Source organism: Arenibacter sp. F20364, from assembly GCF_023015905.1.
Taxonomy (GTDB): domain Bacteria; phylum Bacteroidota; class Bacteroidia; order Flavobacteriales; family Flavobacteriaceae; genus Arenibacter.
In genome coordinates this window covers 1-23,064 of the sequence record NZ_JALKBD010000032.1, presented here as the reverse complement: position 1 = coordinate 23,064, position 23,064 = coordinate 1, and the positions used below count along the sequence as shown (strand labels likewise).

Sequence of the window (23,064 nt, the reverse complement as noted above, 5' to 3'; positions counted from 1 at the left end):
TCTTGAAATTCTACCCATCGTTTTGGCCATCCGGTATGCTGTTTTTCTTCAATATTAGCTAGGGTTAAATAGACTTTGCCAAGATTTGGAAAACAGTCTGTTAACAATCATATAACCTAATATTAAAGTCATATTTAGCTGAAAGTCTGCCTGAAATGGCAATCTTTGAATTTATATTGATTTTCTGTACATGAAAATTATTTCTAATTCAATATTGACCACTATGGTCATATTCTTAATTCTTGGATCAAGGTCCTTTTGCTCTCCTGTCAAGTTTCTAAAAATATACCGACCAAATATTAGCGTATGAAAAAAAGACCTGTGGAATTAGTGGTTCTGTCCGATGTGCATTTGGGTACCTACGGATGCCACGCCAAGGAATTAGTCAAGTATCTAAAATCTATAAAACCTGGAGAAGTAGTTTTAAACGGAGATATTATAGATATATGGCAATTTAGTAAGCGCTACTGGCCAAAATCCCATATGAAGGTGATAAAGATCATTATGCAATGGGTTGCGGATGGAATCCCCGTGCACTACGTAGCCGGTAACCATGATGAAATGTTGAGGAAATTTCTTGGTTTTAAACTGGGATCTTTTAGTATTGTAAATAAAGTGGTTTTGGAGATCGACGGTAAAAAGGCCTGGATGTTCCACGGGGATGTCTTTGATGTTACCATGCAACATTCCAAATGGATCGCAAAATTGGGCGCTACGGGTTATGATATGTTGATTTTATTGAATAGGGCTATAAATTATTTCAGCAAAAAAATGGGCAAAGGCCCGGTTTCCATGTCTAAAAAAATAAAAAATAGTGTGAAATCGGCCATTAAGTTTATAAATGACTTTGAACAGATTGCGGCAGATATCGCGATAGAAAACGAATACGATTATGTGGTTTGTGGGCATATTCACCAGCCTGAAATGAGAGAAATATCCACCTCCAAAGGTTCGGTTAAGTATCTTAATTCGGGTGACTGGATAGAGAATTTAACTGGTTTGGAATATCATAAAGGGAAGTGGAAGTTATATCATTATATGGAGGATGTTATGGTTATAAATAACGAGGATAATATTACGGAGCCAAATGAAATTCTGGATAAAAACCAACTTTTTCAAAATCTGGTAAGGGAGTTTCAATTTTTGAGCTCTGCTGGGAACAAATGATCGCACTGCCCATTTATCTCCATAAATACTAATAGTTATATGAAAGTACTATATGCCATCCAGGGAACTGGCAATGGTCATTTAAGTAGGGCGCGCGATGTTATTCCGGCACTACAGAAAAAAGGATTGGAATTGGATATACTTGTTAGTGGAATACAGGCGGATATTCAAATTCCACATCCAGTAAAATATCAGCTAAAAGGTCTTAGTTTTATTTTTGGCAAACAAGGAAATGTTAATTTATGGAGGACCTATATCAAGTCCAATGCAGGCAGATTACAGAAGGAGATAAAAAGCATTCCCATAGAAAATTACGACTTGGTCATAAATGATTTTGAGCCTGTTTCTGCCTGGGCCTGTAAACTAAAGGATAAGCCTTGCATAAGTTTTAGTCATCAGGCAGCTGTTCTTTCTCCCAAATCGCCCAAACCTGTTAAAAATGACCTCATGGGGAAATTTATCCTGAAAAACTATGCGCCCACTACCCAACAATTTGGTCTGCATTTTAAAGCCTATGAGGATAACATCTATACGCCGATTATTAGAAAGGACATAAGAAGAGCGGAAGCAAAGGAAGGGGGTCATTATACCGTATATTTACCGTCCTATAGTGATGGTAGAATATTGAAAATCCTTTCAGAGATTCCGAATATAAAATGGGAGGTTTTCTCCAAGCACAATAAAATGGAATTTTTTGGCAAGAATATTAGCATTAGGCCAATAACCAATGAGGCATTTGTACATAGTATGGCAACTGCCAAGGGCATATTGTGTGGTGCAGGTTTTGAAACACCTGCAGAGGCTTTGTACCTAGATAAGAAGCTAATGGTAATCCCCATGAAGGGGCAATACGAACAACAATGCAATTCTGCCGCATTAAAAGACCTAGGGGTTCCGGTGATCAAATCCCTAAAAAATAAACATTTGGATAAATTAAGACATTGGGTGGAAAGTGATGCAAGAATAGAGGTAAACTACCCGGATATTACAGAGCAGATTATTAACCAGTTGCTTGAAGAAGCCGTTGTTGGCTAAGCAATCATAGTTATTATGTCGAAAATTTCAGATTATTTTGGTTTACAAGCAGAAGACTTCGGCGAAGATTTTGTTTGGGGAGTATCTACTGCCGCATATCAGATAGAGGGTGCCCACGACATACATGATAAAGGACCTTCCATCTGGGACGACTTTACCTCAAAAAAAGGCAATACCTACCAAAATCACCACGGCAATGATGCCTGCGAATTTTATCATAAGTTTCAAGAGGATATCCTCCTTATGAGGAAGATGAACATTGACCACTTTAGGTTCTCATTGTCCTGGTCACGGATACTGCCAAACGGAACAGGAACAGTAAGTATTCAGGGGATTCAGTTTTATAACGACGTTATCAACTTTTGCCTGGAATGCGGTATAACACCTTGGGTAACATTATATCACTGGGATCTTCCGCTTGCATTGGAAGAAAAAGGGGGGTGGACCAATCGTGATATTTTGGATTGGTTTCAGGAATATGTAACCATTTGTGCCAATAGTTTTGGAGATAGGGTTAAAAATTGGATGGTATTGAACGAACCCATGGTTTTTACGGGTGCGGGGTATTTTCTTGGGGTACATGCCCCCGGAAAAAAAGGTTTAAAGAATTTTTTACCCTCTGTGCACTACGCGGTGTTGTGTCAGGCAGCTGGAGGAAGAATTTTGCGAAAGTTGGTTGCCAATGCCAATATTGGAACTACCTTTTCCTGTTCCCAAATAGCACCTTATCGGAAAAATCGGAGGGATCAAAGGGCCGCGGAAAGGGCAGATGCTTTGCTTAACAGACTCTTTATAGAACCTTCCTTGGGCATGGGATACCCTTGGGACACTGTCCCAGTTTTGAAACGGATCCAATCTTATATTTTGCCGGGAGACACTGAAAATTCCGTTTTTGATTTCGATTTTGTCGGAATCCAAAATTACACGCGCGAAAAAGTAAAGCATTCCTATTTTGTTCCCTATATCAGGGCTAAAATTGTAAAGGCGAGCAAGCGAAAGGTTAGAACTACCCTGATGGACTGGGAGGTATATCCGCCCAGTATTTTCAAAATGATAAAAAGGTTTAATGGCTACGAGGGCGTAAAAAAGGTAATAATTACCGAAAATGGAGCGGCTTTTGCCGATGAAATCTATAAGGGCGGGGTGCACGATGAAGAAAGACTTTCCTATTTGCAGGCTTATTTGAAGCAAGTGTATAAAGCGCAAGAGGAAGGACTAAAGGTGGATGGGTATTTTGTGTGGACCTTTACCGATAATTTTGAATGGGCAGAAGGGTACTACCCAAGGTTTGGATTGGTATATATCGATTTTAAAAACCAAGAACGTATTATAAAATCCTCCGGAAAATGGTTCAGTGAATTTCTGGCCTCTTTGAAAATCCATTTGTAAAAACCCCACTCCTAAATGATTTTAATAAGACTTCATTTTTTGGAGGGTGTTATAGTTTAATATACCCTTTTCGATAAAATATGATCGAATTGGTATAAACAAAAAAACCGATGAGAACATCGGTTTAGAGTAGCTAACTCAAATCAAATTATAAGAACGTATCCTTTGTTAGGTTGCCGTAAAATTAGGTTTTATGGTTGTTTTCGATGTTAATATAAGATAGTCAATGAGTTAGTTTAATATTAATAATTAAACCATTTTCCGAAATGTGGGTCAAAACTAAAAATATACTAACTTAGTTAACAGCTTATAACATACATTCGCTGTATAAATCATTAACCAATATTTTTTGTTATGTTAAAAAAAATTTTGATAGGGTTGGGTGTTGTATTGATCCTGATCCAATTTATCCGACCCGAAAAAAATGAATCCAACGAAAATACTTATGATATTTCCACGAACTATCAGGTTCCGGAGGATGTAAACCATTTGTTGAAGGTTTCCTGTAATGATTGTCATTCCAATAAAACGGAATATCCTTGGTATTCCAATGTTCAGCCAGTAGCTTGGTTCTTAAACAGTCATGTTGTAGACGGTAAAAGACATTTAAATTTTTCCAATTTTACAAAATTGCCTTTGGCAATCCAATATCACAAATTCGAAGAAATAGTTGAAATGGTGGAAGAGAAGGAAATGCCCATTCCTTCCTACACTTATTTTGGTCTTCATCCTGAGGCCGACCTGACCCAAGACCAACGGGATCAAATTTTGGATTGGTCCAAGGCGCAAATGGCATATTTAAAGACTACTTATCCTGCGGATAGTTTGGTAAGGAAGCCTAGGCCAAAAAAATAGGGTATAGCAGTAATTAAATGGGCATAGCTGGGCAAAGGGGATTTCTGAGTGCTACGGTTATCCGTGTTGTATCGACTTTAAACATCCTTATTGAAAAGCCGGTAGCCCCGTAATGTCCGCACCTGTAATCAATAGGTGGATGTCATGCGTGCCTTCATAGGTAATGACACTTTCAAGATTCATCATATGGCGCATAATGCTGTATTCTCCAGTTATGCCCATTCCGCCCAATACCTGTCTGGCCTCCCGGGCTATCTTGATCGCCATGTCCACATTATTGCGCTTGGCCATGGAGATTTGTGCCGTAGTGGCTCTTCCTTCATTTTTCAATTGCCCCAATCGGAAGGCCAATAATTGTGCTTTGGTGATTTCGGTAATCATCTCGGCCAATTTTTTTTGCTGCAATTGGGTGGCAGCAATAGGTTTTCCAAATTGGATGCGTTCCTTGGCATATCTTAAGGCGGTATCATAACAATCCATTGCAGCGCCTATGGCACCCCATGCAATTCCGTAGCGTGCAGAATCCAAGCAGCCTAGAGGTGCGCCAAGCCCGTTTTTGCCAGGGAGTAGATTTTCTTTAGGAACTTTTACATTATCAAAGATTAATTCGCCGGTCGCCGAAGCGCGTAAAGACCATTTATTATGGGTCTCGGGTGTGGTAAAGCCTTCCATTCCACGTTCCACGATAAGTCCGTGGATACGTCCTTCTTCATTCTTAGCCCACACTACCGCTATATCTGCAAAAGGGGAGTTGGAAATCCAAAGTTTGGCACCGTTTAGTAGAAAATGATCGCCTTTATCCGCAAACTTGGTTTCCATACCACTAGGGTTGGAACCATGATTGGGTTCTGTTAATCCAAAGCAGCCCATTAATTGGCCGGAGGCCAATTTAGGTAGGTATTTTTTTCGCTGCTCCTCAGTGCCATATGCAAAAATAGGATACATTACCAAAGACGATTGTACCGAGGCAGTAGAGCGTACCCCACTATCTCCACGTTCTATTTCCTGCATAATTAGTCCGTAACTTATTTGGTCCAATCCGGCACCTCCATATTCTTCTGGGATATAGGGTCCGAAGGCGCCAATTTCCGATAGGCCTTTAACGATTTGTTTTGGGAACTCCGCCTTTTGGGCATATTCTTCTATTATCGGGGAAATATCCCGCTTCACCCACTGTCTGGCAGCGTCGCGAACCAATTTATGTTCTTCGGATAAAAGGTCGTCTAAATTGTAATAATCGGGAGCTTCAAACAAATCGGGTCGCATAGCATAAATTTTAGAATCAAAAATAAACAAATTAAAGATTTGTTTAAAAATATAACACAAGAAAGTATGATTGTTACATTTTTAAATAAAAATCTTTTGTCAGATCTATATATTCCTTGGTGTATTCGTGACGTGCGGATTCTATGGTCAGATTTTCAATCTCAAAAGAAGTCTTCCCAACTTGTAATTCCAACAAGCTTCTTTTAATCTCGGATGTAGGGTTCCCTCTAATGCGCAAAAGCCGGCTGGGATAAAGGTTCATTGTGGCTGCCAATTCCAAAAATCTTTCCTCTTCCTTAAAAGGGATGATGGTAGAGAAGGTTCCGTTATTGGCCAAGAGTTTCACAACGCTAGTTAAAAGGTCCTCAAAGGGCAAGGATTGGTTTTGTCTAGCCATATCCCTGGATTCATTGCCGCTGGGCACTATTTCGGAGTAGAATGGAGGATTGGATACGATGAGGTCGTATTTGTCGTCCATTTCTTCGACAAATTCGTTCAGGGATGCGTGGTAGCAGAATAATCGGTCGCCCCAGTTGGAACCCTCAAAATTCTCTACACATTGCTCATAGGCATCTTCATCGATCTCTATTCCGTCTATGGTTTCTGCATGGCTCCTTTGTGCCAACATCAAGGCAACGACTCCCGTTCCCGCCCCAATATCCAGTATGGATTGGGGTTGCTGCTGTAAGGAAGTCCAGGCCCCCAGTAAAACTCCATCGGTGCCAATTTTCATGGCACAGCGATCTTGATGAACTTGGAATTGTTTAAATAGGAATGGTTTGTTCATATTGCGCCTAGTTTAACTTAGTCCGCTTTTCCAGCTTCCCTATTTTTGGTGCCTTCAAGGTCTAGTAAGGAATCTCCTAATTCGTGTCGCATTTCATTGGCCAAAACCTTTATTTTGTCCACTACTTCCGGAAAATCTTCAGCTACGTTGTTGGTTTCGCTTATATCTGTTGTAACATCATAGAGTTCTATTTCTTCCATTTCTATCATTCGGTATTCCCCTGGAAGTCCGTCCTTGCCGGGCTCTTGCCCGTTCATTGTCCTGTAGGTATGCGGAAAGTACATTTTCCATTTGTCATAGCGTACTCCCATGAGTTCATTTATCCGATAGTAAAAGAAATAGGCCTCTTGAGGGCTTTCATCGCTTTTCCCCGTGAATAAGGACCAGGCGCTTTTCCCGTCTATGGTTAAATTTGGAAGTTTGGCTCCCGTAATTTCTGCTATGGTGGGTAATATATCTATGGCCATAACCGGTATGTCTATAGTTTTGCCAGGGGCTATCCGGTTGGGGTATTTCATTATGAAGGGTTCGCGCTGTGCACCTTCCCAAGCGGTTCCCTTACCTTCCCTGTAGGGGAGTGCACTGCCGGCATGATTGCCATAGGAAAGCCACGGTCCATTATCCGAAGTAAAGATAACCACAGTATTGTTTTCCAAGCCGTTCTTTTTCAGGGCAGCCAATATTTCACCCACGGACCAATCGATCTCCATAATGACATCGCCGTATAGACCTCTTTCTGATTTTCCTTTAAACTTATCGGATACAAAAAGCGGTACATGGGGCTGTGGATGGGGTACATATAGGAAGAAAGGGTTGTCTTTATTTCTATTAATAAAATCCACACTCCTTTCCGTGATCTGGGTGGTTAGTTGTGATTGGTCCGTAAGTGTATCCAGCACCTTTTCATTTTCATAAAGTGGTAGGGGACCAAAATTGAATACTGCTCCTTGCTGGGGGTGGTAGGGCCACATATCGTTGGAGTATGGGATGCCAAAAAATTCATCAAAGCCATGCCTTGTGGGTAAGAATTTTTGACTATCGCCCAAATGCCATTTTCCAAAAATGGCGGTTTTATATCCATTATTTTTTAGCATTTCCGCAATGGTCATCTCGGATGAATTTATTCCTATCGGGCTTCCAGGTCCCAAGGCGTTGTGTATTCCAATCCGGTTGGGGTAGCAGCCGGTCAAGATACCTGCCCTTGAAGCGGAGCAAATGGGTTGCGCAGAGTAAAAGCTGGTGAGTTTTACCCCTTCATTTGCCATCTGGTCCAAATGGGGGGTTTCAATATTGGGTGAGCCAAATGTTCCAACATCCTGGTACCCTTGATCATCCGTAAAAATTAAAATTACGTTTGGTGGAATTTCTGGTTTTGTTTCGTTTTTCTTTTCCGCACAGGAAAATAAAATTAAGGTAAGGAGAGCTAAGGGTAGGCTTCTGAACATTATTTTAGATTTTGATAAAAGTCTGTAGAACCAATTTTGTTAAAGCTAAAATAATATTTTGAAATGTTATGGTCTAATATCTGAAAGTGAAGGAACAAAAATTAAGTCCTGTATTTGTAGAAGTGGTTATTGTACCGCTAATCCCCATTATAATAGTTGTTCTTAATGGAATCCATCATTTTTTTGCCTTCCGAAATTGAGATTACCAAATTCCATAGATTTTCTGAAATCAGGGGTTTTAAGGGTTGTTCCAATTTAGGGATTTTTGGAAATAACTGTTGTAGTTTTTTGTCCCACACTTTATGATATTTCAAAAGATCATCAGGATATACGACCTTGCGCTTGGTGCCTTCTTCAATTCCCCTGAAGGGTTGGGGAATGTTCAGATACCCATAGTCGTCCGTAAGTTGTTCCCCTACATGGATATCCCTTATAGCTACCTCAAAATCATAGGCTGTGGTAAGGCAATTGGAGTTAAAACTGTGGTTTACGTATCTGGCATTGTCCCAACAAAGTATAAATCTTCCCTTGTTGTCCCTAAAGGTATAGGTGTCCAAAATGGACTGATAAAGGGGTTCCAAAGATTCCATTTCGATTGGGCTAAATTCACGGTCCAATCTGTCCAATACCCAGGTTATGGTTCCGGCGGGAATAAACTCAGTGGCTACTACTCCGTAGCCAATCTCCTTATTGATGAATTGAAGTTCTGTTTTGGGATGAATCATTTTTCGGCATAAAATAATTTCGTTAATACGGAATAGTTGTTTACAGGTATGTTTAGCATTGCCTTGAATAGTTCCATCCTACCTACAATTTACTTACATTAATACAATGGGTATAATGATATAGGTTTTGTTCCAATCTATAAGAAATGCGATAGAGAAAGGTAGGTAAAATTATCATCCCTTTTTCAGGGAGAAAAAATTAAAAAGTGGGGTAGTTTAGGATAAATAGAGGTCTACCAATCCTTCAGGGGTGTCGACAAAAATGGTTTTGTTTTCACGATCCACTTTGGAAATTATTTCGTCCCTGACCGGAATAAGTAATTGTTTGTCACCTTTTTCTACCTCAAATAGGGCTTGCGAGGTAGTGTCGTTAATGCTTTGGATAATTCCTATATTTCCATGGGCCTTGTCTTCCATGGCAAAACCAATTACCTCGTGGTAATAGAATTTGTTGCCTTTTAATTGGGGCAAAAATTTAAGTGGGAGATAAATTTCAGAGCCCATAACCTTATCGGCGTCCGATTCATTCGCAACCTCCTCAAATCGTACGCGTAATAAACTGGATTTGTGAAGTTGACTTTTTTCAATAAAAAAAGGAACCAGATTGTTTCCAAGGGAAACGAACACTGATTCCATTTTTTCGTACAATTCGGGTTCGTCGGTATCCAGTTTAATAAGTACCTCACCCTTAAAGCTATGTTTAGAAACGATTTTGCCGAGGTAGAAACACTCTTCCTTTGTCATCGTTTCTGGTTAGCTATTCTTTTTCTTTAGTCTCTTCAGGAGCATCTGCAGGTGCAGCAGTTTCCTCGGCAGCAGCCTCTTCCACTACGGGTGCAGTTTCTTCAATTACTTCTTCTGCAGCTGGAGCTTCTGCTTCTGCAGCAGCGGCCATACGTTTTTCGTTGACCTCTTTCTCAGCTTTTAGAGCCTTAGCTTTGGCATCGGCTTCCGCTTTTGCCAAACTATCTACCTTAGAACCAACAATATTTGCTTTTTCTTCCAACCAAGCATTGAATTTTTCTTCAACTTGCTCTTCGGTCAAGGCACCTTTGCGAACACCACCCAATAAATGGTGCTTTAAAAGTACTCCTTTGTAAGATAAAATTCTTTTTGCAGTTTCAGAAGGCTGTGCACCGTTATCCAACCATTTTACAGAACTGTCAACATCCAATTCTATAGTTGCAGGATTGGTATTTGGATTGTAAATACCTAATTTTTCCAAGTATTTACCATCTCTCTTAGCGCGGGAATCCGCAGCTACTACCCAATAAAAAGGTTTTCCTTTTTTTCCGTGTCTTTGTAATCTAATTCTAACTGGCATATCACATTAATTTGTAGGGTGCCCGACCCTTGATTATTAATTCTTTTTTGCGCTAGGCTCGTCCTAAGCGGGTGCAAATATAATATTTCTTTTTATGTGGTAATCAAATATTTGGGCTAAAATTCAATTATGGAGGGTAAAAAACTTAACATTTCTTAAGAAATGCTGTTAAATTTGGACTAAAAGGGTCTTTGGATTTGGAGAAGGGTATAAATCTTTTAGCTTGATACAAGGGTTAGCGAAAGTCGTTGACCAATGTAATTAACTAAAAATGAAGAGAGATATTATGAAGTATTCAGGGAAAATTTCAAATCGATTAAACAACCTATTGATAAAAAATTATGATGCCGAAAAAGGATTTAAATTGGCATTGGAAAAAATAGACAATCCAACGACCAACAAATTCCTGAAGGATAGGTCCGAACAGCGGGGAGAGTTTGCGCGTGAGCTTAAGGCTGAAATTTTACAATATGGCGAATTGCCCGAAAATGATGGAAGCGTAAAAGGAGATATGCACAGAGCGTGGATGAATCTTAAAGCCGCCGTTGCCTCCAATGAAAAGAAACAGTTACTGGAAGAAGTTGAACGTGGTGAAAAGGCAAGTCTCGAGGAATATAATGAAATTTTATATGATAGGGGTCTTGTGCTGCCGCCATCTACCGAAAGTATGTTGAAAAGACATAGGGATGCCATTAAATCCTCCTTGACCTTGGCCAATATCCATGAGCAATTGGCATAGGTCCCAAGTGGTAATTTAATAAAAGGCAAAACCAGATGGAAACATCTGGTTTTGTTCTTTTGCCAACGTTGATAACTCCTGATAAATGCACTTTTCCCGTACAGGCTATTTCCTTATTTTTACCACTTCCAAGCCCATCACATAAACCCGCTCTATGTACCTTATTTTTGATACGGAAACCACAGGATTACCCAAACGTTGGGATGCCCCTTACACGGACACCGAGAATTGGCCGCGCTGCATACAAATTGCATGGCAGTTGCACGATGACATGGGTAATTTGATGGAGAGTCAGGATTATTTGGTACAGCCGGATGGATTTAATATTCCCTACGATGCCGAGCAGATTCATGGTATTTCTACCGAGCTGGCACAGCAAGAAGGTGTCCCTATAGGGGTTGTTTTGGAAAAATTTAATGCTGCATTGTCCAAGACAAAATTTGTGGTGGGCCAGAATGTGGGCTTCGACCTTAATATTATGGGGGCCGAGTTCTATCGGTACCAGGTGGAAAATACTTTGCAGGAATTACCTGTGCTGGATACTTGTACGGAACATACGGCACAATTATGCCAGATTCCGGGTGGACGGGGTGGTAAGTTCAAATTGCCCACCTTAACGGAGCTACATCAATACTTGTTTGGGGAGCCTTTTGGAGAGGCGCACAATGCCACAGCCGATGTGGAGGCCACTACGCGTTGTTTTTTGGAATTGGTCCGCAAAAAGGAATACACGGCAGAACAATTGGATGTTAAGCCCGATTATTTTAAGAATTTCTCGGAGGCCAATCCTCAAGAAATACAATTAATTGGTTTAAAACACATCAATCTTAAAAAGGCATCAAAAAAAATAGCCGATGCCTTATGGAAAAAAGATACAGGTGGAATTTCCAAAGAAGAAATAAAGGAGAATTTGGCCACTTTGGAAACGGCAAACTTTGCCCACCTCCATAATCACACACAGTTTTCTATTCTACAGTCGACCATTAGTATTCCTGATTTGATTTCGGCCACCGCGAAGGCAAAAATGCCGGCGGTAGCCATGACGGATCACGCGAATATGATGGGAGCATTTCATTTTGTTAACGGGGTCATCAACCACAATAAAGGAGTTGTTGCCAGAAACGAAGAAAATTTAAAGCGTTATGAGGCCACAAAAAACGGCACTTTGGAAGAAGGGCAAGAACCCTTGCAAGAACTTCCGGAACCGGAGGTGGAGATTACGCCTATTATAGGATGTGAATTTCAAGTTTGTGAAGATCACACCAATAAGTCCCAAAAAGACAACGGGTATCAAATAGTGATGCTGGCGAAAAATAAAAATGGGTATTTAAATTTATCCAAAATGTCGTCGATTGCCTTTGTGGACGGTAAATATTATGTTCCACGGATCGATAAAAAGGTGATAGAGCAGTACAAGGAAGATATTATTGTACTCACGGGCAACCTGTACGGGGAAGTACCCAGTAAAGTGCTGAATGTTGGGGAGAACCAAGCGGAGGAGGCTTTGCTATGGTGGAAGGAGACTTTTGGGGACGACCTATATATGGAGATCATGCGTCACGGTCAGGAGGATGAGGACCGTGTAAACCAAGTATTGATCCAGTTTGCCCAAAAGCATAATATAAAATTAGTTGCGACCAACAATACCTATTACCAGGAAAAAAAGAATGCGCATGCACATGATATTTTACTTTGTGTAAAGGATGGGGAAAAACAGGCCACTCCAATAGGTCGTGGTCGTGGGTATCGATATGGATTGCCCAACCAGGAATATTATTTCAAGTCCTCAGAAGAAATGAAGGACCTTTTCAAGGATATTCCAGAAGCCATTACCAATATTCAGGAAGTAATTGATAAGGTAGAGACCTTCACCCTTGCCCGTGACGTGTTGTTGCCGGCTTTTGACATTCCGGAGGAGTTTAGGTTTGAAGAAGATGAATTGGATGGTGGTAAACGAGGAGAAAACAAATATCTGCGACATATTACCTATGAAGGGGCGAAAAAGAGATATGGTGAAATTACCCCCGAAATTGATGAGCGACTCGATTTTGAACTTAAGGTAATTGAAAATACAGGATATCCGGGTTATTTCCTGATTGTTGAGGATTTTATTAGGGCTGCCCGCAGTATGGATGTGTCCGTTGGTCCTGGTCGGGGTTCCGCAGCAGGTTCCGCAGTTGCCTACTGCTTATGGATAACAAATTTAGATCCCATACAGTACGACCTACTTTTTGAGAGATTCTTAAATCCAGATCGTGTGTCCATGCCCGATATCGATATCGACTTTGATGATGAAGGCCGTGGTAGGGTAATGGATTATGTAATTGACAAATACGGTTCCAATCAGGTGGCACAGATCATCACCTATGGTACCATGGCGGCAAAATCTTCCATTCGGGATACGGCACGGGCCCTGGATCTGCCCTTGGGAGATGCGGACCGTATGGCCAAGCTGATCCCCAATATGTCCAAGTTGAAAAAGATCATTGGGATCGATGAAAAAATCCTAAGGGAAAAATTCAACAGCGAGGAACTGATCAAGATCAATGAACTGCTGGCTATTTCCGAAGGTGAAGGTCTGGAATCCGAGACCTTGAATCAGGCCTATATTTTGGAGGGATCCGTCCGGAACACGGGTATCCATGCTTGTGGCGTCATAATTACGCCCGATGATATTACCAAGTTCGTTCCGGTGGCCTTGGCAAAAGATTCCGAAATGTACTGTACCCAGTTCGATAACTCGGTGGTGGAAAGTGCGGGCTTGCTAAAAATGGATTTCTTGGGCTTAAAGACCTTGACGCTGATCAAGGATACCGTTAAAATAGTAAAGGCCAAACACGGGATAGAATTGGATCCGGAGAATTTTCCCTTGGACGATGAAAAGACTTACGAGCTTTTCCAGCGGGGGGATACCGTGGGGGTGTTCCAGTATGAATCCCCTGGGATGCAAAAACACATGAGGTCGTTAAAACCTACCGTTTTTGCAGATCTAATTGCCATGAACGCTTTGTACCGCCCCGGTCCAATGGAATATATTCCCAGTTTCATTGCCCGTAAACACGGTACAGAGGAAATTATTTATGACCTTGATGCCTGTGAGGAGTATTTAGCGGAAACTTATGGGATTACCGTGTATCAGGAGCAGGTGATGCTCCTTTCGCAAAAGCTGGCAGATTTTACCAAAGGTGAGGCCGACGTATTGCGTAAGGCGATGGGTAAAAAGCAAAAGTATGTCCTGGACAAAATGAAGCCGCAGTTTATAAAACAGGCTTCGGAAAAAGGTCATGCCGTTGACAAGTTGGAGAAAATCTGGAAGGATTGGGAGGCCTTTGCAGCATATGCATTTAATAAGTCGCACTCTACCTGTTATGCGTGGATCGCTTATCAGACCGCTTATTGTAAGGCCCATTATCCCGCAGAATATATGGCGGCGGTACTTTCCAATAACATGAACGATATAAAGCAGGTTACCTTCTTTATGGAAGAGTGTAAGCGTATGGGATTGGAAGTATTGGGACCGGATGTTAACGAATCCTACTACAAGTTTGCCGTAAACGATGCCGGGGCCGTGCGTTTTGGTATGGGGGCCGTAAAAGGGGTTGGTCGTGGTGCGGTGGAAACCATTGTAGAGAACAGAAAGAAAGATGGACCCTATAAGTCTGTTTTTGATCTGGCCAAACGAATCGATCTAAGGGCGGCCAATAAAAAGGCCTTTGAGAATCTGGCGGTTGCCGGAGGCTTCGATTCTTTTGGGGATACCCATAGGGCGCAATATTTTTATGATGAGGGGGATGGGATTACCTTTTTGGAAAAAGCCATTAAATATGGGGCCAAATTTCAAGAGAATGAGAATTCATCACAAGTTAGTCTGTTTGGCGAAGCCAGTGATGTACAGATTCCGGAACCTGTGGTCCCGCCCTGTGAGGAATGGGGCACCATGGGGAAATTGCGAAGGGAAAAGGAAGTAGTGGGAATCTATATTTCCGGTCACCCCTTGGACGATTTTAATGCAGAGATTAAGGCCTTCTGCAATGCGAGCCTTTCCAATTTAAATGATTTGGAGGCTATAGTAAATAGAGAGGTCTCCTTTGCCGGGGTAATTACCGATGTGCAGCATAGAGTTTCCAAAAATGGCAAGGGATGGGCCATGTTCACCATGGAAGATTATACGGATACCTTTGAATTTAGAATGTTTGGGGAAGAGTATCTAAAATATCGTCATTTCCTAATGATCAATTCTTTCGCATATGTAAAGGTGTTTATTCGCGAAGGATGGGTAAACCGTGATACCGGAAAAAAAGGAGATCCCAGGATGCAATTTAATATGATTATGATGTTGCAGGATGTAATGGAAACCTTTGCCAAAAAACTCACCATCAACTTGGATATCTCCCAGTTAAAGGAGGAAAGCATATTGGACCTTAAGGATACCTTGGTGTCGCATCAGGGGAATCATCCCCTAAGTTTTGTGGTATATGAGATGGAGGAACAGATAAAAGTAAACATGACTAGTAGAAAACAAAAAATTCAAATATCCTCCGAGTTACTTCTTCAGCTCAGTGAAAAAGACGTACATTACAAATTAAATTAAGTATTTGTTGGGTTGATGTCATTATCGGAAATCATTCTGTATTAAGAAGAGTTAAAAAAGAATAGTTTTTATCAATTTACCCATAATAAAAACGAATATAATGTTAGTAAGGAAAAGGCGAAATAATTGTCTAACTTTGTATAATATTTAAAAATAACGAAACATGGCATTAGAAATAACAGATGCTACTTTTGATGAGGTAGTTTTAAAAAGTGATAAACCAGTAGTAGTGGATTTTTGGGCAGCATGGTGTGGTCCATGTAGAATGGTAGGTCCTATCATCGAGGAGGTTAGTACCGAGTATGACGGTAAAGCCGTTGTTGGTAAGGTAGATGTTGACGCCAACCAAGAATTTGCCGCTAAATACGGGGTAAGAAATATACCTACTGTACTAGTGTTCCAAAATGGAGAAATCGTGAACAGACAGGTTGGTGTTTCCCCTAAAAAGGTATATACCGATGCAATTGATGCATTACTTTAACCTTTACTGATTCCCCAATAGGGAATATAAATGATAAAAAAAATCCCGCTATATGCGGGATTTTTTATGCCCAATCGTCAAAAAGTTGATTAAACTTAATTGGTATTTAGTTGAAAATACAAAATCAAGGTTGGATACTACTAATTTAATCCTCTTCCCTTTTTTTTGGAATTTCTATTTTCCATAAAGCCAATATCTTCATTATCTTAGCTAAATGAACCTACAATCCGAATTACATAAGGCAAGCCTTTTCCAGAATTTGGAATTATTGGCAGGTCAGGTGGTAGAAGGATTTATCAGCGGCATTCATAAAAGTCCCTTTCATGGATTTTCTGCGGAATTTGCAGAACATAAGATCTACAACAATGGGGAAAGTACCAAGCATATAGATTGGAAACTGTTTGCCAAGACAGATAAGTTGTATACCAAGCGTTACGAGGAGGAGACCAATTTGCGTTGTCATATGATTTTGGACAATTCCGCCTCCATGTATTATCCAGAGGTTGGGACCCTAAGTCTTGAAAACCTTAATAAGATTGGATTTGGGGTCTTGGCCATTGCCTCCTTGATGAACATTCTTAAAAGACAGCGCGATGCCGTTGGTTTAAGCGTTTATAGTGATCAATACAATTTCTATTCCTCGGAAAAGAGTAGTGAAAGGCATCACCAAATGCTGCTGGCCAAATTGGGGGAGATTAGTCAAGAAACAAAACCGGCAAAGCAGACAGAGACCTACATTTATTTGCACCAGATAGCAGAAAAAATAAAGAGAAGAAGTTTAATAGTACTTTTTACGGACATGTTTCAATCCTCCGAGGAGGACGGGAAGTTGTTCGATGCCCTACGGCATTTAAAGTACAATAAACACGAGGTTATTCTTTTTCATATCATGGACAAGGAAACGGAATACTCCTTTGATTTTGAAAATACCCCCAAGCGTTTTCTTGATGTGGAAACGGGTAGGCATATTGATCTTTATGCCGATTCTGTAAAAGAGGCCTATGAAAAAGCGGTGGGATCTTACTTTAGTGAATTGAGACTAAAATGTGCCCAATATAAAATTAAATATGTAGAGGTAGATGTAAGGGATAGTTTTTCCCTGATAATGAACACCTTTATGGTGGAGCGCCAAAAATTTATGTAGAAACTTGCATTATTTTTATAAAATTGTTTGTGCAATTAAATAAGGGGTGTATATTTGCACTCGCTAAACGCCACGGTTCGGTAGTTCAGTTGGTTAGAATACCTGCCTGTCACGCAGGGGGTCGCGGGTTCGAGTCCCGTCCGGACCGCCAACAAAGATAAGCTTTTCAAGAAATTGGAAAGCTTTTTCTTTTTTACGGGTACAACATAGGTACAACAAAATTATTTTTAATTTATTAAATTTAGTTCAAGCTTACACTTCTTCAGGTTTGAACTTAATTGATAAAATAATCGATCGGCTGGACGCTTTGGATAAATTTAAAGAGCGGGTCTATATTTGGTATAACTATAAGGATACCCAAGTAGCACTGGCCATTATTCTGTTTTTGGTCCTGATCGGAACAGTCCTTTATTTTATTTTCGATGTAGGCCTTCCCTGGTATTGGTCCCTGATCTTTGTTTGCTCATTATGTATCGGTATACTTTATTTGATTGTCCGATATACCAGAAATAAAAGGAAGAATATTGGAACGGTTATGGCAGTACCCATCAAGACCATTGGGCTGGACTTCAACCGGATGGTCCTGGATAACATTTACTATGTCCTTAGGGGCTATGAAAAGATCGATGTCGAAAAGACCGGAATCGATAATTTCCATTCAGTGCTTACCCAACAATTTGAGGACACGGACTCGGAAATACATTTCATTGCCATGAACTGGGGGGAAGTACGGTATGTATTGTCAAAGTTCAAAGAAAAATGCGGTGTGGAATATTCAACTTTTGAGAAATCCAATAAATTGTTCTTGGATGGAAAGCCCGTTACCGCAAAAAAACTTTCCAACAACGGTCTAAGAAAGCATCCTGCCAAATACTTCACCGATAAGATCGATAACTGCTTTCCAAGGTAAAAAAGGGTGTATCTGTGAATTGTAGGGGTGTATGTCCCCTTTTGTTATGTCTTCCCTTGTCATCCAGCTATATTGGTCTTCGAATTCAATATCGTAAAAGGCCTTTTACTCATCATTAATTTCTAAAACGTGAAACCATGAATGAGCAAACAAATGTAATGTCCGATCCAGACGCGGACAAATCGGTCATTGAACTGTTAAAGGAAATAAAGGGGCTTATGGCCTTCAATAAAAAGGTCCTTAATCTGGAGGACTTGGTGCAATACACAGGGATGTCCGAAAGTACTATCTACAAACTTTCCAGACTGAATATGATCCCCAAGGGCGATAATAGGGAAATCCGCAAACTCTTCTTTGAAAAGGATAGGATAGATGATTGGTTATTGGGGAAACCTGATGTCTCGGATGAATATCTAGAACAGAAATTCAATGAGCAGTTATTGAAAAACAGAAGGCGGTAAACCACCCCATTTTTCTTAAACTGCCTGTTATGATAGATATACCCTACATCCGGGTGGGCACCGCATACTATAAAATGGTCAAGGTGCCCACCATCTCCGGCCATTTCAATGAAGTGCTCACCCACTGGAACATAGAGACCATTCGCCAGGACCATGGCAAGGATTACCTGAGCAAGGTGCCCAAGTACGATGGATTCACCTGTATCCCGAACCACATCGACTTCAAACAGGAATACCAAAATTTTTATAATACATACTCCCCCTTGGGCAAAGATCCGAAGGAGGGGGGCCTACAAACCTCCCTGGGATTTATCAGGCATATTTTTGGGAAACAATATGAACTTGGACTGGACTATCTGCAATTGCTGTATACCAAACCTGTACAGATGTTGCCCATACTGTGCCTGGTCTCTAAGGAAAGGTCCACGGGGAAGAGTACCTTTTTGAAATGGCTCAAGGCTATTTTTGAGAACAACCTTACCTATCTGACCAATGACAGTTTTGGTAGCCAGTTCAATGCCGACTGGGCCAACAAGCTGCTCATCTGTATCGACGAAGTGCTGTTCAATAAGGAAGAGCTCACCGAACGCATCAAATACCTGAGCACTACCAATATCAACAAATTGGAGGCCAAGGGGAAGGACAAAAGGGAGGTGGAATTCTTTGGCAAGTTTATCCTTTGCAGCAACAATGAGAACAACTTTATTAAGATAGATGGGAACGAGACCAGGTTCTGGGTCTTGAAGATACCCCATCTGCAGAAAGAGAATACCCATTTTTTGGAAGCCCTTATTGAAGAAATACCCGCTTTCCTATATTTTTTGAAGGGTCGTAATCTGAGCACACGGCATATCACCCGCATGTGGTTCTCTCCAGGGCAGATCAAAACACCTGCCCTGAAGAATCTGGTGAGGCACAACCGTAACCGGGTGGAAAAGGAATTGGCATCATTGTTACTGGGAGCCATGGAACATTTTGATATTACGGAAATAAACATATGTCCCTTGGATGCACTTCAGCTATTGAGCCGTACACGAATCAAGACCGATATTACCCATTTAAGGCGAATGCTGAAAAAAGATTGGAAACTGGAGAACAAGGACAATACCCTCAGCTACTACAAATTGGTGATCTGGCAGGATGCCACCATGCATTTGATGGAAGCCAAGGGACGCTACTTTACGGTGGATAAATCCTTTCTGCTGGAAAATTTTGATGAATCGATGACAGATTGAGGGGAGGTCAATGCCCGTCGATGTTGGTACGCTCATCATTTTATCATCATTTGTTCATCAAAATAAAAAGTGATGAAAACCAGGAAAGCCTAAAACTACAAAAGTGATGAATCGATGAATGTTTTGATGACCGGGAAAGCCCTGTAAATATTGACTTTGGGAAGGTTTGTCATCAAAACATCAAAAAATTGAAGATAAAGTATTGCTAATGAAAAGAAAAAGATCCCATAAACTATCGTGCGAAAGTGCCCGAGCCTTTCCCATCGAGAAGGCGCTGGCAAAACTCGGGCACTTTCCGACCAGATCAACGGAGAAAGAAGCTTGGTTCCTGAGTCCTTTCAGGCCAGAGGACCAAGCCTCTTTCAAGGTGTCCAAGGAACTCAATAGATGGTACGACCATGGGGCCGGGAGAGGGGGCAACGTAATCGACCTAGTCTGTATTATAAACGGATCATCGGTTAAGGAAACCCTGGATTGGTTGGAGAACGGCCAGATCTCTTTTTCTTTTCAGCAGCAGCCCTTAATTCCCGAACAAAATGCAAGCGGTATCCGGGTCCGCTATGCACGGCCCATTGGACATTTTGCATTGATCAGGTATCTTAATTCACGTAAAATCCCTGTTTCCACAGCAGCCAAACTTTGCCAGGAGGTCCATTACATTCTTCGGGGCAGAAACTTTTTCGCCATCGGAACGAAGAATGATTCAGGAGGATGGGAGCTTCGGAACAAATACTATAAAAACTCCAGCTCCCCAAAGGACATCACCTACATAAAGAACGGTAACCGCAGATTGATAGTCACAGAGGGCATGTTCGATATGTTGAGCCTTATGGAACGGGATAAAAAACTACGGGGTGAAAATGACCTATTGATATTGAATTCCCTTGCCTTTGTGGAAAAAATACCCGGACTATTTGAAAGCTATGAATCCGTACAGCTCTACCTGGACAATGACAAAGCCGGTAAAAGAGCAGTGGAAATATTGCTGGAACAGAGCCCAAAATGCAGGGACATGTCAAACTTGTACAAGGATTTTAAGGATGTGAACGCATGGTGGATGTCGAAAAAACTATGACCCGTCGGGGAAGGAATTCAAGATGTGTCTTTGTTGCCACAAAGACGATCTTGCTTTGCTCCCGGAGGTCGCAAAGAAACAAAAAATGAAAAGGACCTACATCAAATTCCGATGTTCCCTCTTCGAGAAGAAACTGCTCAGGATCAAGGCCAAAAAGAGCGGTCTGAGCGTAAGCGAATATTGCCGTCGTGCCGCCTTGGGTGACAAGATCATCGAGCGCTTGACGGAGGAACAGATAGACATCTATAAGATGCTGATCCAGTATGCAACAAACTTTAAGCTGATCGGGAACATGTTCAGAAAACGGAATCCCAGACTGGCCGAAGAGGTCACAAAGCTTGCCGAGGAAATACGGGACCACCTTAAGAATTTTAAAAAATGATAGGTAAGGGAAAATCGATATCGCACACCAGGGCCTCCATGTCCTATGGCTGGAACCAGGAAAAGGATGCGGAGGTAGTATATTCCAAACATCTGGCTGGGGAAACTCCAAAGGAGATTACGGAGGAATTCAAGATCATCCAAGAACAGAATACCAGGTGCACCAACAATACCCTGAGCTTTGTCCTCAGTCCTACCATTCAGGAGGGAAAGGAGCTGAGCGCCAAGTCGCTTGGCGAGATCACGGAAAAATTCCTCAAGGAAATGAAACTACAGGAGCACCAGGCCATAGGCTTTGTACATAGAGACCAACAACATACCCATGTCCATTTGTACGTGAACCGCATCGATTTTAACGGTAGGGCCTATAACGACAGTTTTATCGGAAAGAGGAGCCAGCAGGCCGCGGAAAATGTTGCAAAGGAAATGGGGCTTACCACGGCAAGGGAGGTGCAACAGGAAAAATTGGACCGGATCAAACTCATACGCTATGAGATCAAGATGATACATGAAAAGGTCATGGCCGAACACCGCCCCAAGGACCTGGACCGGTACATTAAACTTATGGGAGAAAAGGACATAAAGGTAGTTCCCAGTATCAACAAGTCGAACCGATTACAGGGATTTAGGTTTGAATTTAAGGGACACAGCCTAAAGGGGAGCGAGGTGCACCGTTCCATGTCGGGCAGTAGATTGGTGATGGGGATAGGGGAAAACGCAGGTAAGGGCTTCGTCAAAAACATGGACAATACCGTCAGCCTCATGGGAAGGGCCGTACAGCTCAGTGGCAATATCGCTCTAAAGTTGGCAAAACAGGCCATCAAACAGGCGATCCAAAAAAGTGCGGGATTTGAGATAGGATATTAATAATAAAAGAAAAAGTTATGGCAAAGTTGGACGAGATTACGGAATTATTGACCGACGAACTGGAAGGATTGAAACAGATGTTGGTGAAACTGGAACTGCTAAGCAAGGAACTCACGGGTTCGGAAACGGTACAGGATATTTCGGCGATCAGAAAAGAACTGAAGGATCTCAACAGAATACAGGGGGATCATTTCCAAGGGCAGGATACAAGAACCATCCAAATAGGGGAGCAGTTGAAGAAGTCGCAGATTATCCCTGAATGGCTATTGTTCATGGTCAGTTTGATATTAATTACTTCTTTATCCATTTCGGGCTATTTGGGCTACCAGGTGGTACAGTTCGAAGAAGAAAAGGAGAAGGCTTTCGAAGAGGGCAGGACCGCAATTTCAACCGAATTGAAGAATTACTTTGGAGAATATCCGGAGGCTTATAGGACGTTCTTGAAGAGGTCCGAAAAAGAGGGAAACCCAAACCCACAGTAGGTTGCGCCCTATGCTGTTTTTGCTTTACGCTTATCTGCCTGAACACTACAAAAACAGCACAGGATCCAAGCGCAAAGTTTTTGTAAGATTTGGGATTGAAAAAATTGGAATTAATAAATTTGAATTTTATACTGTCCTATTTTTAGGGAAGGCTACAGTGATATATGAGCAGTCCAAGATTGAGTTTTTGCTTTATTACACAATTACACTGAATTGTAAATTCTATTTATAATTATTATTTAATGAGTTTGTTTATTAAGTAGCCCATAATTAAGCTGAAAATTATAACAACTCCAAAACCAATAATGGCTGAAATAAAATCATATTTGTACGTCGCAATTCCGATTCCAATCATTAACATTATGATATACGGAATATTTTTTCTGCTTCTCAAATATTTTAACATTAACTATTTTTTATAATGTTTGCCAACGTTCCGGCTATGGCAAGTAGGGCAGGCAAGGAAACTATTTGTTTCCGTCTGCGCTGGTAGCCAAAGCTTTTTGTTTTGTTTTTATCTTTTTCATTTTAAAAGCCAAATCCAAAAGATTTGGCGGACTTAATAAGTAAGCCCAAACCATTAAATTTAGCACTTTTTGCCCTATTTGCTATAGGTATTGTGCCTGTTGCACAAGTTATGAAAAATTAATATTGGCTTAATATTAAAAAGAGGTCGATTTCGTAACTTAATGTATGCAAGGAAAA

The 23,064-nt window shown here is 41.1% G+C and carries 21 protein-coding genes and 1 tRNA gene; 16 read left to right on the top strand and 6 right to left on the bottom strand.

Translation table 11 applies throughout. From position 1 onward, the window contains the following. Nucleotides 1-306 precede the first annotated feature (306 nt). The 4 genes from MWU84_RS19740 (at nucleotide 307) to MWU84_RS19725 (ending at nucleotide 4,446) form a co-directional block, all read left to right on the top strand. Entirely contained in the window at nucleotides 307-1,167 is an 861-nt protein-coding gene (locus tag MWU84_RS19740; RefSeq protein ID WP_246904900.1) for a UDP-2,3-diacylglucosamine diphosphatase, read from the top strand. A 39-nt stretch (nucleotides 1,168-1,206) separates the two neighbouring features. Continuing rightward, nucleotides 1,207-2,202, top strand: a complete 996-nt coding sequence (locus tag MWU84_RS19735; protein ID WP_246904897.1) for a glycosyltransferase family protein — start codon at nucleotides 1,207-1,209, stop codon at nucleotides 2,200-2,202. A 15-nt stretch (nucleotides 2,203-2,217) separates the two neighbouring features. Next, complete coding sequence (locus tag MWU84_RS19730; protein WP_246904894.1) at nucleotides 2,218-3,591, top strand: GH1 family beta-glucosidase; 1,374 nt, start codon at nucleotides 2,218-2,220, stop codon at nucleotides 3,589-3,591. A 354-nt stretch (nucleotides 3,592-3,945) separates the two neighbouring features. After that, nucleotides 3,946-4,446 carry a heme-binding domain-containing protein gene (locus tag MWU84_RS19725; RefSeq protein WP_246904893.1) on the top strand — a complete coding sequence of 167 codons (501 nt, stop codon included), beginning with the start codon at nucleotides 3,946-3,948 and terminating at the stop codon, nucleotides 4,444-4,446. 87 nt (nucleotides 4,447-4,533) lie between these two features. Here the strand turns inward: MWU84_RS19725 and MWU84_RS19720 are convergent, their stop codons facing one another. The 6 genes from MWU84_RS19720 to MWU84_RS19695 form a co-directional block, all read right to left on the bottom strand. Further along, on the bottom strand, nucleotides 4,534-5,712 hold the full coding sequence (locus MWU84_RS19720) for an acyl-CoA dehydrogenase family protein (protein WP_246904892.1): 1,179 nt from the start codon (nucleotides 5,710-5,712) through the stop codon (nucleotides 4,534-4,536). A 73-nt stretch (nucleotides 5,713-5,785) separates the two neighbouring features. Further along, nucleotides 5,786-6,499, bottom strand: coding sequence for a methyltransferase (locus MWU84_RS19715; protein WP_246904891.1), 714 nt, complete (start codon nucleotides 6,497-6,499; stop codon nucleotides 5,786-5,788). Between the two features lie 17 nt (nucleotides 6,500-6,516). Continuing rightward, on the bottom strand, nucleotides 6,517-7,944 hold the full coding sequence (locus tag MWU84_RS19710; protein WP_246904890.1) for a sulfatase: 1,428 nt from the start codon (nucleotides 7,942-7,944) through the stop codon (nucleotides 6,517-6,519). A gap of 137 nt (nucleotides 7,945-8,081) precedes the next feature. Next, on the bottom strand, nucleotides 8,082-8,669 hold the full coding sequence (locus MWU84_RS19705; protein WP_246904889.1) for an SET domain-containing protein: 588 nt from the start codon (nucleotides 8,667-8,669) through the stop codon (nucleotides 8,082-8,084). A gap of 216 nt (nucleotides 8,670-8,885) precedes the next feature. Next, nucleotides 8,886-9,413: a ribosome maturation factor RimM gene (gene rimM, locus MWU84_RS19700; RefSeq protein ID WP_246904888.1), complete on the bottom strand. Its 528-nt coding sequence runs from the start codon at nucleotides 9,411-9,413 to the stop codon at nucleotides 8,886-8,888. A 13-nt stretch (nucleotides 9,414-9,426) separates the two neighbouring features. Then, the gene (locus tag MWU84_RS19695) at nucleotides 9,427-9,993 is read right to left on the bottom strand and encodes a 30S ribosomal protein S16 (RefSeq protein WP_246904886.1); all 567 of its coding nucleotides are present in this window, start codon (nucleotides 9,991-9,993) and stop codon (nucleotides 9,427-9,429) included. 271 nt (nucleotides 9,994-10,264) lie between these two features. Between MWU84_RS19695 and MWU84_RS19690 the strand changes: the two genes are divergently transcribed. The 12 genes from MWU84_RS19690 to MWU84_RS19635 all read left to right on the top strand — a co-directional run bounded on the left by MWU84_RS19690 (nucleotide 10,265) and on the right by MWU84_RS19635 (nucleotide 22,359). Beyond that, nucleotides 10,265-10,732, top strand: coding sequence for a PA2169 family four-helix-bundle protein (locus MWU84_RS19690; RefSeq protein WP_246904883.1), 468 nt, complete (start codon nucleotides 10,265-10,267; stop codon nucleotides 10,730-10,732). Between the two features lie 154 nt (nucleotides 10,733-10,886). Beyond that, nucleotides 10,887-15,323: a DNA polymerase III subunit alpha gene (gene dnaE, locus MWU84_RS19685; protein ID WP_246904881.1), complete on the top strand. Its 4,437-nt coding sequence runs from the start codon at nucleotides 10,887-10,889 to the stop codon at nucleotides 15,321-15,323. A gap of 163 nt (nucleotides 15,324-15,486) precedes the next feature. Continuing rightward, nucleotides 15,487-15,804, top strand: a complete 318-nt coding sequence (trxA, locus tag MWU84_RS19680; protein WP_246904877.1) for a thioredoxin — start codon at nucleotides 15,487-15,489, stop codon at nucleotides 15,802-15,804. A gap of 214 nt (nucleotides 15,805-16,018) precedes the next feature. Beyond that, entirely contained in the window at nucleotides 16,019-16,948 is a 930-nt protein-coding gene (locus MWU84_RS19675; protein ID WP_246904875.1) for a DUF58 domain-containing protein, read from the top strand. Between the two features lie 74 nt (nucleotides 16,949-17,022). Then, nucleotides 17,023-17,099, top strand: a tRNA-Asp gene (locus MWU84_RS19670). Nucleotides 17,100-17,216: 117 nt separating this feature from the next. Further along, entirely contained in the window at nucleotides 17,217-17,858 is a 642-nt protein-coding gene (locus MWU84_RS19665) for a hypothetical protein (protein ID WP_246904873.1), read from the top strand. Nucleotides 17,859-17,995: 137 nt separating this feature from the next. Further along, entirely contained in the window at nucleotides 17,996-18,319 is a 324-nt protein-coding gene (locus tag MWU84_RS19660; protein ID WP_093978170.1) for an AlpA family phage regulatory protein, read from the top strand. 29 nt (nucleotides 18,320-18,348) lie between these two features. Next, nucleotides 18,349-19,554 carry a primase-helicase family protein gene (locus tag MWU84_RS19655; RefSeq protein WP_246904870.1) on the top strand — a complete coding sequence of 402 codons (1,206 nt, stop codon included), beginning with the start codon at nucleotides 18,349-18,351 and terminating at the stop codon, nucleotides 19,552-19,554. Between the two features lie 208 nt (nucleotides 19,555-19,762). Next, nucleotides 19,763-20,629, top strand: a complete 867-nt coding sequence (locus tag MWU84_RS19650) for a toprim domain-containing protein (protein ID WP_246904866.1) — start codon at nucleotides 19,763-19,765, stop codon at nucleotides 20,627-20,629. A gap of 85 nt (nucleotides 20,630-20,714) precedes the next feature. Further along, on the top strand, nucleotides 20,715-21,011 hold the full coding sequence (gene mbpA / locus MWU84_RS19645) for a mobilization protein MbpA (protein ID WP_246904865.1): 297 nt from the start codon (nucleotides 20,715-20,717) through the stop codon (nucleotides 21,009-21,011). Continuing rightward, complete coding sequence (locus MWU84_RS19640; RefSeq protein ID WP_246904862.1) at nucleotides 21,008-21,877, top strand: relaxase/mobilization nuclease domain-containing protein; 870 nt, start codon at nucleotides 21,008-21,010, stop codon at nucleotides 21,875-21,877. Before mbpA ends, MWU84_RS19640 begins: the two co-directional genes overlap by 4 nt. A gap of 17 nt (nucleotides 21,878-21,894) precedes the next feature. Next, nucleotides 21,895-22,359 carry a DUF6730 family protein gene (locus MWU84_RS19635; RefSeq protein WP_246904859.1) on the top strand — a complete coding sequence of 155 codons (465 nt, stop codon included), beginning with the start codon at nucleotides 21,895-21,897 and terminating at the stop codon, nucleotides 22,357-22,359. The last annotated feature ends 705 nt before the right edge of the window (nucleotides 22,360-23,064 follow it).